General features: G+C 36.0%; 14 protein-coding genes. 8 read left to right on the top strand and 6 right to left on the bottom strand.

What is annotated here, in order from left to right; all coding sequences use genetic code 11:
- Position 1: 1 nt before the first annotated feature.
- The 8 genes from Q0992_RS10320 (at position 2) to bglX (ending at position 10,343) form a co-directional block, all read left to right on the top strand.
- Entirely contained in the window at positions 2 to 1,120 is a 1,119-nt protein-coding gene (locus tag Q0992_RS10320; protein ID WP_299523485.1) for a CNNM domain-containing protein, read from the top strand.
- Entirely contained in the window at positions 1,120 to 1,593 is a 474-nt protein-coding gene (locus tag Q0992_RS10315) for a methylated-DNA--[protein]-cysteine S-methyltransferase (protein ID WP_299523482.1), read from the top strand. The genes Q0992_RS10320 and Q0992_RS10315 overlap by 1 nt, the downstream gene beginning before the upstream one ends.
- Complete coding sequence (locus Q0992_RS10310; RefSeq protein WP_299523480.1) at positions 1,593 to 2,108, top strand: DUF4442 domain-containing protein; 516 nt, start codon at positions 1,593 to 1,595, stop codon at positions 2,106 to 2,108. The genes Q0992_RS10315 and Q0992_RS10310 overlap by 1 nt, the downstream gene beginning before the upstream one ends.
- A gap of 15 nt (positions 2,109 to 2,123) precedes the next feature.
- On the top strand, positions 2,124 to 3,263 hold the full coding sequence (locus Q0992_RS10305) for a serine hydrolase (protein WP_299523477.1): 1,140 nt from the start codon (positions 2,124 to 2,126) through the stop codon (positions 3,261 to 3,263).
- A gap of 91 nt (positions 3,264 to 3,354) precedes the next feature.
- On the top strand, positions 3,355 to 5,580 hold the full coding sequence (locus Q0992_RS10300; protein ID WP_299523474.1) for a S41 family peptidase: 2,226 nt from the start codon (positions 3,355 to 3,357) through the stop codon (positions 5,578 to 5,580).
- A complete protein-coding gene (locus tag Q0992_RS10295; protein WP_299523471.1) occupies positions 5,580 to 6,293 on the top strand; it encodes a 3'-5' exonuclease in 714 nt (237 codons plus the stop codon). Before Q0992_RS10300 ends, Q0992_RS10295 begins: the two co-directional genes overlap by 1 nt.
- A gap of 61 nt (positions 6,294 to 6,354) precedes the next feature.
- Positions 6,355 to 8,046: an ABC transporter ATP-binding protein gene (locus Q0992_RS10290; protein WP_299523468.1), complete on the top strand. Its 1,692-nt coding sequence runs from the start codon at positions 6,355 to 6,357 to the stop codon at positions 8,044 to 8,046.
- Between the two features lie 2 nt (positions 8,047 to 8,048).
- Positions 8,049 to 10,343, top strand: coding sequence for a beta-glucosidase BglX (gene bglX, locus Q0992_RS10285; protein WP_299523465.1), 2,295 nt, complete (start codon positions 8,049 to 8,051; stop codon positions 10,341 to 10,343).
- A gap of 31 nt (positions 10,344 to 10,374) precedes the next feature.
- On the opposite strand, the gene Q0992_RS10280 is transcribed toward bglX, so the two are convergent.
- The 6 genes from Q0992_RS10280 to Q0992_RS10255 all read right to left on the bottom strand — a co-directional run bounded on the left by Q0992_RS10280 (position 10,375) and on the right by Q0992_RS10255 (position 16,221).
- Complete coding sequence (locus Q0992_RS10280; protein ID WP_299523462.1) at positions 10,375 to 10,500, bottom strand: hypothetical protein; 126 nt, start codon at positions 10,498 to 10,500, stop codon at positions 10,375 to 10,377.
- Between the two features lie 244 nt (positions 10,501 to 10,744).
- Positions 10,745 to 11,398: a 3-oxoacid CoA-transferase subunit B gene (locus Q0992_RS10275; RefSeq protein ID WP_299523459.1), complete on the bottom strand. Its 654-nt coding sequence runs from the start codon at positions 11,396 to 11,398 to the stop codon at positions 10,745 to 10,747.
- Positions 11,399 to 11,400: 2 nt separating this feature from the next.
- Positions 11,401 to 12,102: a CoA transferase subunit A gene (locus tag Q0992_RS10270; RefSeq protein WP_299523456.1), complete on the bottom strand. Its 702-nt coding sequence runs from the start codon at positions 12,100 to 12,102 to the stop codon at positions 11,401 to 11,403.
- Between the two features lie 93 nt (positions 12,103 to 12,195).
- The gene (locus Q0992_RS10265) at positions 12,196 to 14,547 is read right to left on the bottom strand and encodes a transglycosylase domain-containing protein (protein WP_299523453.1); all 2,352 of its coding nucleotides are present in this window, start codon (positions 14,545 to 14,547) and stop codon (positions 12,196 to 12,198) included.
- Between the two features lie 8 nt (positions 14,548 to 14,555).
- On the bottom strand, positions 14,556 to 15,053 hold the full coding sequence (locus tag Q0992_RS10260; protein ID WP_299523450.1) for a gliding motility lipoprotein GldH: 498 nt from the start codon (positions 15,051 to 15,053) through the stop codon (positions 14,556 to 14,558).
- Positions 15,037 to 16,221, bottom strand: coding sequence for a regulatory iron-sulfur-containing complex subunit RicT (locus Q0992_RS10255; protein ID WP_299523447.1), 1,185 nt, complete (start codon positions 16,219 to 16,221; stop codon positions 15,037 to 15,039). Before Q0992_RS10255 ends, Q0992_RS10260 begins: the two co-directional genes overlap by 17 nt.
- Positions 16,222 to 16,241: the final 20 nt, after the last annotated feature.

Here is a 16,241-nt window from a genome sequence, read left to right as displayed (position 1 = left end):
TATGGGCTTACTCATTTTCTACGCTATAATTTCCATTTTCTTTTCATTTTTATGCTCTATTTTAGAGGCTGTTTTGTTGAGTATCACACCCACATTTATTAACGTTAAAAAGAAAGAGGGTAAAGCGTATGCCAATGATTTGGAAGACTTAAAAAAAGATGTTGACCGACCATTAATTGCCATTCTCACACTCAATACTATTGCACATACAGTCGGTGCCATATTGGTTGGTGTACAAGCCAAAGTGGCCTACGCGGAATCATACGGCTCGGAAACCATTAGTGTTTTTGGGATTAAATTTACTGAAGACCTTATGGTTGGTGTTGTGTCAACAGTAATGACGATATTGATTTTAGTAGCCTCTGAAATTATCCCGAAAACGATTGGTGCTACCTTCTGGAAACAATTGGCAAATTTTACGGCTAAAGCCCTAAATGTGCTTATTTTCCCATTAAAGTGGACCGGTATTTTATGGCTTCTCCAATTAACAACTAAATTAATCGGAGGAAAAGGCCATGGCAGTGTTTTAAGCAGAGAAGGTTTTGTAGCTATGGCAGATATTGCCCAAGAAGAAGGTGTTTTTGAAGAAAGTGAAAGTAAAGTGATTAAAAATTTACTAGGATTCAAGGAAGTACAAGCTAAAGATGTTATGACACCAAGAACAGTTATGAAAACTGAAAACGAAAGCATGACCATTAAGGATTTTTTTGATGCCAATCAGAATATAAGGTTTTCTCGCATTCCAATTTATACCGATGAAAACGATAATATTACAGGGTTGGTCTTAAAAGATGATGCTTTCAAGGAAATGGCATTGGGCAATGGTGAAAAAATACTCTCTGATATTAAACGAGATATTATCATTGTCAATAGAAGCCTGCCAATACCAACACTTTTTGAAAAATTAGTGGAAAGTAGAAACCATATGGCTTTAGTGGTAGATGAATATGGCTCTGTTAGTGGTCTAGTAACTATGGAAGATGTTATTGAAACACTACTCGGATTAGAAATTATGGACGAAAGTGATAATGTGTCCGATTTGCAGTTGCTAGCTAGAAAAAGTTGGGAAGCCAGGGCCAAACGCCTTGGGTTGATAGAAAATGATAATCCCGAAAATTAATGGAGACCTGCTATATCGAAACACCGCTTGGGCATGCTAAAATTGTTGGTGATGACAATGGCATTACATCCGTTTCAATATTAGACACTAAAGAAGAATTATCTGAGCTTATTCCTGAATCGCTTCTTGATTGTGCCACACAGCTTAAAGCTTACTTTAATAATCAACTTAAATCCTTTGACCTCAATTTAAATCCCGAAGGTACCACATTTCAAAAAAAAGTTTGGAACGCCTTGTTAGATATCCCTTTCGGGAAAACCACAACCTATCTGCAACTATCAAAACAATTGGGTGATGTTAAAGCCATTCGTGCTGTAGCAAATGCTAACGGCAAAAATCCGCTTTGGATTATTATACCATGCCATCGTGTTATTGGTTCTGATGGTAGTTTAACAGGATATGCAGGCGGGTTACACAGAAAACAATGGCTGCTTAATCACGAAGCAGAATATAAACAGCAAACTTTGTTTTAATGTACCAGACTGCCACAAAATTCCTTGCTCGTTTTTTTAAACCCGCTACCATTTATAGATACGGCTTTAACTGGTCTCCCATGTATAGCCGCACCACGGCAAAGCTCATCAAAGTGAGTGATGATTTACATTATGTAAAGATTCGCCTAAAACTCAGCTGGAAAAACCGCAACTATGTAGGTTCTATTTTTGGTGGAAGCATGCTAAGCGCCACCGACCCTATCTATATGGTTCAACTTATCCAAATCCTAGGAAATGACTATGTGGTTTGGGACAAGTCGGTTGATGCACGGTATCGAAAACCTGCCAAAACCACTATTTATGGTGAATTTAAATTCACAAAAGAAGAAATAGCTGCCATAAAACAAAAAGTAGCTGAACATCATGAAACAGAAATTGTAAAGACCATGAGCCTTGTAGATGATAAACAACAAATTATTGCTACTTTTAATAAGACACTTTATATCGCAGATAAGGGCTATTACAAAGAAAAGCTCAAGAAACGTAAGACATAATTAATTCTTCACTCAATGAAAATTATAAAAAAGTTACTCAAATGGATTATAGGAATTGTTGGTGTATTGATCATAGCCGCCTATATTTTTGACTATGATTATATTTTAAAGGGTGTTCGCGTGGTTTATTTTACGGGTCATGTTACTGCATTTATTGACGACTATCCATATTTTGAAAATGATACGATAAAAAAAGGAAACCATACCGATGTTTGGGCTAAGCATAAAAACTACAACACCATTAATCCTACTACTAGACTAACCGAAACCAATGATGAATTTGGTACTGTAGCCTATATGATTATTAAGAACGATAGTATTTTTTATGAATGGTATGCTGATGGCTATAGTGTAGACTCTAAAACCAACTCGTTCTCTATGGCTAAGAGTATTACGAGTTCTCTATTGGGTAAAGCGATTATGGATGGCTATATAAAAAGTCTAGACCAGCCAGTGGGTGATTTTTATCCCGAATTTAAAGACACTAAAACCACTGTTGGAGACCTATCCTCTATGTCATCTGGATTGGATTGGATGGAACATTATACAAGTCCCTTTTCCATTACAGCTAGGGCAAATTACGATGATGATCTAGCAGAAACAATTTTAAATCAAAAAGTCATTAAAACACCAGGCAAAGAGTTTGAATATTTAAGTGGAAGTACCCAATTATTGGGAATGGTCATTGAAAAAGCCGCCCAGACGAAACTATCAGATTACCTTTCGGAAAGTTTTTGGCAACCACTCGGTGCAAAAAGTGATGCCTTATGGCAATTAGATGATGATGAGAATCAACTGGCGAAAGCGTTCTGTTGTATTTCTAGTAATGCGAGAGATTTTGCAAGGTTTGGTAAGCTTTATAAAAATCATGGTAAATGGAATGGAAGGCAAATCCTTGATTCGAGTTTTGTAGCTAAGGCCACCACAAATAGATTTGAAGGTCAGCCCTACGGTTATGGCTTTTGGATTAGCGATTATATGGACAAGCATATTTTTTTAATGCGTGGTATTTTAGGACAGTATGTAATTACCATTCCAGAGGATGATGTTATCATTGTAAGATTGGGTCATCACCGTAGTGCAGAAATGATAGATTCGTTCCCTATAGATTATTACATTTATATTGATGAAGCATATGAAATGTTGGGCTTATGATTTCTAAATCTTAAGATTATGTTATTTAACAAATTTTAAATAACTTATAAGAATATTCTTAGTTTTTTAGGTTGAAATTAAACTATCAATTATGAAAAAAAATCAACTCTGCCTCCTTTTTGTTTTTGTTTCTTTTTTTATAACTGCACAAAGCAATCATAATTTCGATTTTGAAATATTAGATGGAGACAAATCTAAAGACTGGACTTTCTTTGGTGATGGTAATCATAAAATTGACTTTGATAAAATTATTGCCAAAAACGGATCAATCTCCGGCTCTATAAAGAGTACCAATAATGGTAATGGGTTTAAAGCCTTGTCGTATTCGATTCCTGCAGATTTTGGAGGTAAAAAAATTAAACTTTCTGGCTACTTAAAGGTTGAAAATGTAAATGGCTGGGCTGGTCTTTGGCTTAGAATAGACCCTAATGTTGGTTTTGATAATATGCAATCTAAAAAAATTGATGGCACCAATGATTGGAAAAAATACGAGATAGAACTTGATTATAACAATAAAGCAAAAACCATAGTTTTTGGTGGATTACTAGTAGGTTCTGGTAAAATTTGGGTTGATAATTTTACCATTACTGTAGATGGAAAACCACTTAGTGAAGCCCCAGAACGCGAACTTTCTAAAGCGCAAAAAGATAAAGAATTTGATGCAGGTTCAGATATTTCTATCACAGATTTAAATGACTCTAAGATCAAGGATCTAACACTATTAGGACAAATTTGGGGATTCTTGAAATATTATCATCCCGAAATTGGCAAAGGCAATTACAATTGGGATTATGAACTTTTTAGAATGCTTCCTGCATACCTCAACTCAAAATCAAACTCTGAGCGAAACTCAGTTTTACTAGCTTGGATTAACAAATATGGAGATATAAAGCCATGCAAATCTTGTAAAGATATAGCTGAAGACGCCTTTTTAAAACCCGATTTTTCTTGGATGGCTGACAAATCTATCTCTAGGGAATTACAAGAAAAATTACAATACATTCAAAAAAACAGACATCAAGGAACGCATTATTATATCGAAATGAGTCCTTATGTGGGCAATCCAGATTTTGTAAGCGAAGAACAGTATGCAGACATGCCATATCCAGATGATGGCTTTAGATTATTATCTGTGTATCGCTATTGGAACATGATTAATTATTTCTTTCCATACAAACACCTAATGGATAAAGATTGGAATTCTTGTTTAAGTGAATACATTCCTGAATTTTTAAACGCTAAAAACGAATTAGAATATGAGTTAGCTGCGCTTAAGATGATTGGAGATATTAAAGATACGCATGCAAATCTTTGGGGTGGAAATAATAAAATCCAAGAACAAAGAGGCGAATTTCGATCACCAGTACACGTAAAATTTGTTGAAGATCAATTAATTGTTGATGCTTTATTTGAAGATGAAAAAAGTAAAAATAGTGGCCTTAACGTTGGTGACATTATTACACATATTAATGACAAGTCCGTGGATGACATTGTAAAAGACATATACGATTTTTATCCAGCTTCAAATCAACCAACACGTCTTAGAGATATAAGTTTCGATATTTTAAGATCTACCCAAAACACATCTGATTTAAAAATTATAAGTAATGGTAAACCTAAACACATAACTTTAAATTTATACAATCCAAAAGATATTGAAGGTTATTACAGATGGTATAAAAGAGAAAGTGAGGGTAAAAGCTATAAAATGCTAGACAATAATATCGGTTACATTACACTAAAAAACATTAAGCAAGAGGATGTTGATGAAATAAGAAAAGTATTTAAGGATACCAAAGGCATTATTATAGATATTAGAAACTATCCTTCAGCTTTTATGCCGTTTAATTTGGGTACATTTCTAACCTCTAAGAGTTCTGAATTTGTAAAATTTACTAACGGAAGTGTGGACTATCCTGGCGAATTTACTTTTGGCAAAACCCTTTCTGTACCCTCTAAAGGAAAGACCTATAAAGGGAAAGTGATTGTTTTAGTCAATGAAATTTCACAAAGTCAGGCAGAATACACAACCATGGCCTTTAGGGCTGGAGATAATGTAACTGTGGTTGGAAGCACAACTGCTGGTGCAGATGGTAATGTCTCTACAATTTTTTTACCAGGAGGCTTACGTACCATGATTTCTGGTATAGGTGTATACTATCCAGATGGTACCGAAACCCAACGTGTTGGGATTGTCCCTGACATTGAAGTAAAACCAACCATAGAAGGTGTTAAAAATGGTCGCGATGAACTTATGGAAAAAGCCATTGATATCATTAATACAGACATACAGAAGACAAAAAATATCAAAGATTAATGATCTCTAAGCTAAACCTCGAAAACATATTATTCCTTGATATTGAAACCGTCCCAGAGACCAAAAAATTCTCTGATTTAGATGCAACTAAACAAGAGCTTTGGGAAGCCAAATCCAAGTATCAACGTAAAGAGGATTTTTCTGCCGAGGAATTCTATGATAGAGCTGGCATTTGGGCTGAGTTTGGTAAAATCATTTGTATTTCTGTTGGTTATTTTAATATCGAAGGAGACATAAGAACCTATAGAGTCACTTCGTTTCATGGTGATGAAATCAAGATTCTAAAAGACTTCAAAAATTTGGTGATATCTCATTTTAGCCAAAATAAACATCTGCTTTGTGCCCACAACGGAAAAGAATTCGATTTTCCTTACATAGCAAGACGAATGATTATTCATAACATTGCACTGCCTTATAAGCTAAATCTCTTTGGCAAAAAACCATGGGAAGTACCACACCTAGATACCCTAGAACTATGGAAGTTCGGTGATTACAAAACTTATACCTCTCTAAAACTGTTGACCAACGTTCTCGGTATCCCTTCCCCAAAAGATGATATCGATGGGAGTGAAGTCTATCGTGTATATTATGAAGACAATGACATGGATCGTATTATTAATTATTGTGAAAAAGATACTATTGCCGTGGCACAGGTATTGTTGCGTTTAAGGGGTGACAATCTACTTCATGATAGTGAAATTAAACATGTGTAGTAGCTACCAGGTGTGCCTTGTTTTTTTGTAACTTCACTTAACCTAGTAATTAATCGTATTAATGCAAAATAAAAAGCTACTTGCTGTAAATGATCTTTCCATTTCATTTTTTAGTGATAAGTCAGAGCGTCAAATTATTAAGCATATTTCATATGCGCTAAATAAAGATGAAATTGTAGCCATTGTAGGTGAATCGGGTTCTGGTAAATCTATTTCTTCTTTGGCTTTAATGGGTTTGTTACCAAAACGTATTTCTAAAATTACCTCCGGGTCTATTTTATTTAATGACAATGACTTGGTGTTATTTTCAAATAAAGATTTCAAAAATATTCGAGGAAATGAAATCGCTATGATTTTTCAAGAACCCATGAGTTCTTTAAATCCATCTATGCGATGTGGACAACAAGTTGAAGAAATCTTAAAGCAACATTCCCCATTATCAAAATCTGAAATTAAGATTGAAGTGCTTTCACTTTTTGAAAAAGTAAAGCTCCCTAATCCACAAAGAATATTTTCATCTTATCCCCATGAAATTTCTGGTGGACAAAAGCAACGTGTTATGATTGCTATGGCCATTGCATGCCAACCAAAACTTCTCATTGCCGACGAACCTACCACAGCATTAGATGTAACCGTACAAAAAGACATATTAGAGTTGCTTAAAGAGATTCAAAAGGCAACAAAAATGAGCATCCTATTTATTTCTCACGATTTATCTTTAGTCTCAGAATTCGCCGATAGGGTTTTGGTTATGTACAAAGGGAAAATTGTTGAGCAAGGCAAGACTTCTACAATTTTTAACAACCCTCAACACAATTACACAAAAGCATTAATCGGCGCAAGGCCTTCTACAGATATTAGACTAAAAAAGCTCCCTACCATAAAAGATTTTATGGAAGATACCGTTGATCGGTCAATTATCTCTAAGGAAGATCGTGCGAAATACCATAAAAAACTATATGCGCAAGAGCCTCTTCTTGAAGTTATTGATATAGAAAAAACATATCTGAAAAAAACAGGAATTTTCTCTAAAAGTATTCCTTTTAAAGTAGTAAATGGGGTGAGTTTTAAAATATTTCCTGGAGAAACTATCGGATTGGTTGGTGAATCTGGATGTGGAAAATCTACTTTAGGAAATGCCATACTACAATTAGACAAGGCAACTTCTGGAATTATAAAATTCAAAGGCAAAGATATTACCACTTTAAATAAAAATGAATTACGCCGGCTGCGTAAAGACACTCAAATTGTATTTCAAGATCCATTTGCATCGCTAAACCCTAGGTTAACTGTTGGTAATGCAATCCTAGAACCTATGAAAGTTCATAATATCGGAAATTCTAGCATGGAACGAAAAGAAAAAGTTTTAAACCTATTACAAAAAGTAGGTTTGGATAAGGACGCCTTTAATAAATATCCGCACGAATTTTCTGGTGGCCAACGCCAGCGCATAGGCATAGCCAGAACCATTGCACTCGAGCCTCAACTCATTGTTTGTGATGAGTCTGTCTCCGCTCTCGATATTTCGGTTCAGGCGCAAGTATTAAACTTGTTAAATGACTTAAAGTCCCAATTTGGATTTACATATATATTTATCTCTCACGACTTAGCTGTGGTAAAATATATGGCTGACCAATTGTTGGTAATGAATAAAGGAAAAATTGAAGAACAAGGAGATGCAGATGAAATTTATGAATCCCCAAAAAAAGCATACACTAAAAAACTAATCGACGCAATCCCTAAAGGCATCTAAATATGATATTTAGAATAAACAAAATAGTTTTAAGTTGCTTATGCTTAATACTTGTGACGAGTTTCAGCTGTACAACAAAAGACAACTCAAAATTGAATAAGAGTAATATATTAGACCATAAAGTCGACTCGCTTCTAGCGCTTATGACACTTGAAGAAAAAGTGGGACAAATGAATCTCTATAATGGTTTTTGGGAAGTTACAGGACCTATGCCACAAGAAGGAGATTCAAAAACCAAATATGACCATCTTAGAAAAGGATGGGTTGGAGGTATGCTTAATGTTAAAGGTGTTGACAATGTGAGGAAGATGCAACAAATAGCTGTAGAAGAAACAAGACTTGGTATACCTCTTATCATTGGCTATGATGTGATTCATGGTTATAAAACATTGAGTCCTATACCATTGGCAGAGTCTGCAAGCTGGGATTTAGAAGCCATAGAAAAATCCGCAAGAATCGCTGCGGTTGAGGCCTCAGCTGCGGGTATCAACTGGACTTTTGCGCCTATGGTCGATATATCGAGAGACCCACGTTGGGGGCGTGTTATGGAAGGAGCAGGAGAAGACCCTTATTTAGGAAGCAAAATTGCTGCGGCTAGAATTAAAGGCTTCCAAGGAGAAGATTTAAGTCGACCTAATACCATTGCAGCCACCGCCAAGCACTTTGCCGCTTATGGTTTTACAGAAGCCGGAAGAGAATATAATACGGTTGATATTAGTACTTCTAAACTGTATAATATGGTCTTACCGCCTTTTAAAACTGCTGCAGAAAATGATGTGAAAACATTTATGAATTCGTTTAATGATCTCAACGGAGAACCTGTAAGCGGAAGCAAATACTTGCAGCGAGATATTCTTAAAGGAGAGTGGAACTTTAAAGGCTTCGTCGTTTCGGATTGGGCCTCCATTAATGAAATTATTTATTGGGGACGTGCCAAAAACAAAAAAGAGGCGGCCGAAATTGCATCAAAAGCTGGTTCTGATATGGATATGGAAGGTTATGTCTATATAAAAGAACTCGTAAACTTAGTTAAAGAAGGTATTGTTGATGAGCGTATTATCAATGAAGCTGTTGGCAGAATTTTAAGAGTAAAATTTGAGCTAGGGCTTTTTGATGACCCCTATAAATACTGCAATAAGGAGAACGAAAGAAAATTAATAGGTCAGGCATCACATCATGAAGCGGCTTTGGACATGGCCAAAAAATCAGTAGTGCTACTGAAGAACGATAACAATCTGTTGCCTTTAAAAAAGGAAGGGCAAAACATTGCTCTTATTGGACATTTGGCAAACGATAAGAATAGTCCTTTGGGCAGCTGGCGCATTGCTTCAGATGATAATACCGCTATCTCAATTTTAGAAGGCATGAACGCCTACAAAGGAAATAAACTCACTTATAAGAAAGGAGTCAACTTATATGAAGGTATTACGGCATTCGCTCAAGAAGTAAAAATCAATACCACGGATAGAACAGGAATAACAGAAGCGATAAACACAGCCAAAGATGCTGATGTTGTAGTGATGGTTTTAGGTGAGCATGGATTTCAAAGTGGAGAAGCCAGAAGCAGAACCCAATTGGATTTGCCAGGACTTCAGCAAGAGCTTCTTGAAGCTGTTTATAAAGTAAACAAGAATATTGTTTTAGTTTTACAAAACGGAAGGCCATTGGCTTTAGAATGGGCCGCTGAGCATATCCCTGCTATTTTGGTGAGTTGGCAACTTGGTACCCAAACAGGTAATGCCATAGCACAAGTACTATATGGAGATTATAATCCTAGTGGAAAACTACCTATGACATTTCCGAGAAACGTAGGACAAATACCCATTTACTATAATTATAAAAATACCGGAAGAGCAACAAATAGAGAAGGTAATGTCTTTTGGTCGCATTACATAGATCAAGAGAATACACCATTATTCCCTTTTGGTCATGGTTTAAGTTATACAAATTTTGATTATTCAGACCTCACCATTGAAAGCCAAAGTTATTCTATAAACGGCACAATTAATATTTCCGTTAGCGTTTCTAATGTTGGTGATTATGATGGTAAAGAGGTGGTGCAACTTTATATTAGGGACCTCGTTGGAAGTATCGTTAGGCCAGTTAAAGAATTAAAAGGTTTTGAACTTGTTAGCCTTAAGAAAGGTGAAACTAAAAGAATAGATTTCAAACTAACCAAAGCAGAGCTTGGCTTTTATAATAATAATGGTGAATTTATAATAGAGTCAGGGGATTTTGAAATCTTTGTCGGAGGAAGTTCAGATACTAAACTAAAAGAAAATTTTACCTTGAAATAAATTAAAAAATATTCATGCTTACCGCAACAGGTTATAGCATGAATATTTTCTTAGTTAATTTTAGAACACCTGAAACTACACGTGCCATTTCCTTTAAGTTTGAAAGGAAAACACTTTCGTTTAAAGTTGGTTCTGGTAAATTTGATTTGGTTTTCATAAGTTAAGGTTTATGGTAGATTTGGGGCAAAAATTAATACATTAAGCTTATGGTAAATCTGGGTTAATTTAGTTTTTGATTTGGGATTGCTAATATGAGATAATATTTTAATTTACCTGTTATAATACATAAAAAATCGATAAAAAGCATTTATTTTTAACATTTGTAATCTTATTCGTCTATTTTTTCTTACAAAAAAGCCACATCTTAAATGTGGCCAAATCAATATAAAGAAAATATATTATTATAATTCCATCTCTGGTATATCCCCATCAACAATTAAATGGCCTTCCGTAGCACTTTTAATAGCTTCGACCGAAACACCTGGTGCTCGTTCTAATAATTTAAATCCTTCTCGAGTTATTTCAATAACAGCCATATTAGTGACTATCTTTTTTACACATCCAACGCCAGTTAAAGGCAAATAGCACCTCTTAAGAAGTTTGGACGCACCAGCACGATTCGTGTGCATCATAGCGACAATAATATTTTCTGCGCTGGCTACTAAATCCATTGCCCCTCCCATACCTTTAACCATCTTTCCTGGGATTTTCCAATTGGCAATATCTCCATTCTCAGCAACTTCCATGGCACCAAGTATGGTTAAATCGACATGTTGCCCTCTTATCATCGAAAAGCTCATTGCAGAATCAAAAAAAGAGGCACCAGGTAATGTTGTTATCGTCTGCTTACCTGCGTTAATAATATCTGCATCTTCTTCACCTTCAAAAGGAAATGGCCCCATTCCCAAAACTCCATTTTCGCTTTGAAATTCTACTTCAATATCTTCCCTTACAAAATTGGCAACCAATGTAGGTATACCAATTCCAAGATTTACATAATAACCATCTTTTACCTCTCTGGCTATTCGTTTTGCTATTCCGTTTTTATCTAACATACTTAAGCCTTTGGTCTAACTGTTCGCTGTTCTATGCGTTTTTCAAAATGTACTCCTTGGAAAATGCGTTGTACAAATATACCTGGAATATGAATCTGATTAGGGTTTAATTCACCTATTGGCACTAGTTCTTCAACCTCAGCAACAGTAATGGCAGCGGCACCGCACATGTTAGGATTAAAATTCCTTGCAGTTCCCCTAAAAATTAAATTACCAGCAGCATCTCCTTTCCAAGCCTTAATAAATCCAAAATCAGCTTTAAATGCCTGTTCCAGAACATACATTTTTCCGTTAAATTCTCTGGTTTCCTTGCCTTCTGCAACTTCAGTGCCATAACCCGCAGGGGTATAGAATGCCGGAAAGCCAGCTTGTGCCGCTCTGGCACGTTCAGCTAACGTACCTTGAGGAATCAATTCTACCTCCAACTCACCTGAAAGCATTTGACGCTCAAACTCATCGTTTTCGCCTACATAAGACGATATCATCTTTTTAATTTGTTTTTGTTGTAACAACAAACCCAAACCAAAATCATCAACACCTGCGTTGTTGGAGATACAGGTTAAGCCTTTTATATTAAGTTTTACCAATTCTGCAATGGCATTTTCAGGAATGCCAGACAAACCAAATCCGCCAAACATAAAGGTCATATTATCCTTTACACCCTGCAAAGCATCAGTAACACTTGCTACTTTTTTATTAATCATGAGGTAGAAAATTATCTTTTGAAAAATACAAAAGACTATGCAGATTTCATACTAAAATCAGCCAAAATATGTCGAACAAAATAAGGCATAAAATCAAAAGTCGACTTCAACTTCGTCATCATCGTTTTTACCTGAATCCGAACCAAGATCCCCTTCATCGACTGCAGTACAATCCACATTGATAGTAAGTTCTTCGGGTTCTTCGAATTCGCCTCTAGAAACATCTAAAGTTTCATCTTCGTAACAGGCCCTCATGTATAAGGCCCAAATCGGTAAAGCCATAGATGCCCCTTGCCCATAGGTTAAATTACCAAAATGAGCAGCTCTATCTTCTGCACCAACCCAAACGCCAGTTACCAGATTGGGCACCATTCCCATAAACCAACCGTCACTTTGGTTTTGTGTGGTACCTGTTTTTCCTGCTATAGGGTTATCAAATTCATATGGATAACCTGTGATAATTTCTTTATAAACAGGTACTTTACCTGCCCAACTATGTCGCAACCTTCTCCCTGAACCTGCATTAGTAACTCCCTCCATAAGATTTATTGCCACATAAGCCACCTCTTCACTTAACACATCTTTACTTTCTGGCGCTACTTGATAGAGAATAGTACCGTTTTTATCCTCTATTCTTGTGACCATTACAGGTTTATTATAAACCCCTTTATTGGCAAAAGTCGAATACGCTGCTACCATCTCATAAACACTTATATCTGCTGTGCCAAGTGCAATAGCTGGTACAGGTAAAATATCTTGCTCAACACCTAACTTTTTAGCCATTTCTACAACAGGTTGTGGCCCAATTTCATTCATTAAACGTGCCGTAACCGTATTCGTTGAACTTGCCAAAGCATCTTTTAGTGTCTGAATACCTGAATAGTTACCATCAGAATTTTTGGTGGTCCAAGGTTCTGGATTACCAAACTTGTTAGCCTCGATTGTTATAGGTGTTCTTGGAAAAGAATCACATGGTGACACTTGCAACTGGTCTATAGCTGTGGCATAAACAAATGGTTTAAATGTAGAACCTACCTGACGTTTTCCTTGCTTTACCATATCATACTGAAAATGCTTATAATTCATTCCGCCTACCCAAGCTTTAACATGGCCTGTTATGGGATCCATTGACATCATACTGGGATGCAAAAATGATTTGTAGTAACGCATAGAATCTATAGGTTTCATTACCGTATCTACTTCGCCTGCCTTGCCATCAATCCATTTAAAAACGGTCATCTCAACAGGTTTATAGAAAGAAGCTTCAATTTCTTTGTTAGATTTTCCCTGATTTTTTAAGATTCTCCAACGTTCCCCTCTTCGCATACCATCTTTCATAAGCTTATCGATTTCAGATTTATCGAGTTCTAAGAATGGTGCTGTAGGGTTTCGTTTTGGTGTATTTTGATGGTCGAATTCTGCTTGTAACCTAGGCATATGCAATGCTATGGCGTCTTCAGCATATTTTTGCATTCGCGAATCAATGGTAGTAAATACTTTTAAGCCATCGCTATATAAATCATATTTACTTCCATCTGGTTTTCTGTTCTTTTTGTCATTAGCCCATTCTTTCATAAACCCTCTAAGGTATTCTCTAAAATAGGTAGCAATGCCTTCACGATGGGACTCTGGAGTATAATTTAAATCCAGTTCAGTGGCTTGTAATGAATCTTTGATTTCTTCAGAGATATACTCATACTTGTGCATTTGAGCTAAGACCACATTTCGCCTGTTCTTTACACCAACTGGATTTCGTCTTGGATTATAAAGCGATGAATTTTTAAACATCCCAACCAACATCGCCGACTCCTTTAAATCCAAGTCTTTCGGTTCTTTTCCAAAATAAATTCTAGAAGCTGAACGAATGCCATCCCCATTGTTCCCAAAATCGTAGATGTTAAAATATTGGGCAATGATTTCTTCCTTAGTGTACTGGCGTTCTAACCTTATAGCAATGATCCACTCCCTTACTTTTTGAAGTCCTCTTTGTATTTTATTTCTAGAAACCTGATCAGTAAATAATTGCTTTGCTAATTGTTGTGATATGGTACTTGCACCACCTCCTCTACCTAGTTGTAAAAAGGCCCTTAAAGTTCCTCGGGCATCAATGCCAGAATGATCATAAAATCTGACATCTTCCGTAGCAATTAAGGCATCAATGAGATTTTGTGGTAAGTAATCATAACCCACAGGTGTTCTATTGTCATTAAAATAGAATTTACCTAGTGTTTTACCATCGGAGGAAATAATTTCAGTTGCTAAATTAGTTTCTGGATTTTCAAGCCTGGTATGATCTGGCATCTCACCTAAAAGTCCCCAGGATGCCAAGAGGAATAATAATACAATGGCAAGTATACCTCCTGTAAAAAGCATCCAAAACCATCTTATATATTTTGAAAAGTTTAAGGCTTCAGCTTTGGTTTGCTTTGTTTTCTTTTTAGCCATAATGCTTCTTATTGCGTGTGTTCTACTCTAAAACCAATATCCGTTACACCCTCTAAATTATCAACTCCGTTGACACTTCCATTTTTTCTCATGGCGTGCTGAATATTAATAACATAATCCCCTTGTTCGCTAAACCTAAAGGGCGATTTATAGCCTCTGTACCACAGTTTATTTTCTTTGATGTCTGAAAAACCTGACCCTAAAAGCTCACCATTGGGTGCTGCCATTTTATACTCTAATGTATCCTTAACCGCTTTTCCATTTGGGTAATTTAATTCTACAATAAGAAATAAATTACTAAATGGATAATCATTGGTGTTTCTGAGATTAACGTAAAGATTATAGTTGTTTAGAGTATCAGGTGCTTTAAAATTAAAACTTGCTATAGAGTCTTTGTGCCATTTATTGGAAACCGATTTATATTCATCATATACCGCCTTAGAATCACAACTTGTAACTAATAATAAACTAACAAGTAATAGTAAACAACTAGTTCTTTTTTGCATTTTGCTTCTGATTGCGATTTCTATTGCGGTTTTTGTTTCTGCTCCTATTATTTTTACGTTTCCTTTTTGATTTTGGATTATCGAAACGCGTTAAACTATCCTGACCTACAACGTTCTCAAATTCTGTTTTAGTGTCTAAAACATGTTCTGTAGCATACTCTTCTAGGCTTATGACTTTTTCTTTATTCTTATTTTTAGAGATGATTTCGTTGGCTTGTTCGGCAGTAATCACATGCCAGTTCATCCATTCACCTTCGTAAGCATACCACATCAGCCCTTTGAAAATATCTGTCTTTTGGCAAACGGCTACTCCTTTTTCTGTGTAGAGTTTAGTGTCATTTTTAGGAAAACCCTTAAGCGCATCTAAATAAGCATCTAATTCGTAATTTAAGCAGCATTTTAGTTTTCCACATTGACCTGCTAATTTTAATGGGTTTAATGATAATTGCTGATATCTCGCCGCAGATGTGCTTACGGATCTAAAATCGGTTAACCATGTAGAGCAACATAATTCCCGTCCACAAGAACCTATACCACCTAGCCTAGCTGCTTCTTGTCTAAAGCCTACTTGTCGCATTTCGATTCGCGTTCTGAACTCACGTGCAAAAACCTTAATGAGCTCTCTAAAGTCTACACGCTCTTCTGCCGTATAATAAAAAGTTGCTTTGCTACCGTCCCCCTGGTATTCTATATCAGAGATTTTCATTTTTAAATTTAGGTCAATCGCAAATTGGCGTGCCTTTACCTTCATTGGCTCTTCTTTATCTCGCGATTTTGACCAAATATCAATATCTTTTTGAGAAGCTTTTCGGTAGATTTTTAAAACATTTTCTGAATCTTCGATGTCAATTTTCTTACGTTTCATTTGCACGCGAACCAATTCACCTGTTAAAGTGACCATACCAACATCGTGCCCTGATTTTGCTTGTGTAGCAACAATATCTCCGATGCTTAATGTAAGACTTTCTGTATTTTTGTAGTATTGTTTTCTCCCGTTTTTATAACGAACCTCAACGCCTTTAAAAGGTTCTTGTCCATTTGGAAGCGACATATTGGCTAACCAGTCAAAAACAGTGAGTTTGTTACAGCTATCTGTTCCGCAAGTCCCATTATTTTTGCATCCTTTTGGTTGACCGTCTTTACCAGTTGTACAACTGTTACAAGCCATAAATCTTATATATGAACCGT

It is taken from the genome of Winogradskyella sp., assembly GCF_028289625.1.
GTDB lineage: Bacteria > Bacteroidota > Bacteroidia > Flavobacteriales > Flavobacteriaceae > Winogradskyella.
This window is presented reverse-complemented; position numbering and strand designations above follow the sequence as displayed.

Coding starts and splice junctions, on each gene's coding strand:
- Q0992_RS10270 (WP_299523456.1), bottom strand. CDS start 12,102: ATGATTAATAAAAAAGTAGCAAGTGTTACTGATGCTTTGCAGGGTGTA.
- Q0992_RS10310 (WP_299523480.1), top strand. CDS start 1,593: ATGTACCAGACTGCCACAAAATTCCTTGCTCGTTTTTTTAAACCCGCT.
- Q0992_RS10260 (WP_299523450.1), bottom strand. CDS start 15,053: ATGCAAAAAAGAACTAGTTGTTTACTATTACTTGTTAGTTTATTATTA.
- Q0992_RS10290 (WP_299523468.1), top strand. CDS start 6,355: ATGCAAAATAAAAAGCTACTTGCTGTAAATGATCTTTCCATTTCATTT.
- Q0992_RS10320 (WP_299523485.1), top strand. CDS start 2: ATGGGCTTACTCATTTTCTACGCTATAATTTCCATTTTCTTTTCATTT.
- bglX (WP_299523465.1), top strand. CDS start 8,049: ATGATATTTAGAATAAACAAAATAGTTTTAAGTTGCTTATGCTTAATA.
- Q0992_RS10255 (WP_299523447.1), bottom strand. CDS start 16,221: ATGGCTTGTAACAGTTGTACAACTGGTAAAGACGGTCAACCAAAAGGA.
- Q0992_RS10280 (WP_299523462.1), bottom strand. CDS start 10,500: ATGAAAACCAAATCAAATTTACCAGAACCAACTTTAAACGAAAGTGTT.
- Q0992_RS10315 (WP_299523482.1), top strand. CDS start 1,120: ATGGAGACCTGCTATATCGAAACACCGCTTGGGCATGCTAAAATTGTT.
- Q0992_RS10300 (WP_299523474.1), top strand. CDS start 3,355: ATGAAAAAAAATCAACTCTGCCTCCTTTTTGTTTTTGTTTCTTTTTTT.
- Q0992_RS10265 (WP_299523453.1), bottom strand. CDS start 14,547: ATGGCTAAAAAGAAAACAAAGCAAACCAAAGCTGAAGCCTTAAACTTT.
- Q0992_RS10295 (WP_299523471.1), top strand. CDS start 5,580: ATGATCTCTAAGCTAAACCTCGAAAACATATTATTCCTTGATATTGAA.
- Q0992_RS10275 (WP_299523459.1), bottom strand. CDS start 11,398: ATGTTAGATAAAAACGGAATAGCAAAACGAATAGCCAGAGAGGTAAAA.
- Q0992_RS10305 (WP_299523477.1), top strand. CDS start 2,124: ATGAAAATTATAAAAAAGTTACTCAAATGGATTATAGGAATTGTTGGT.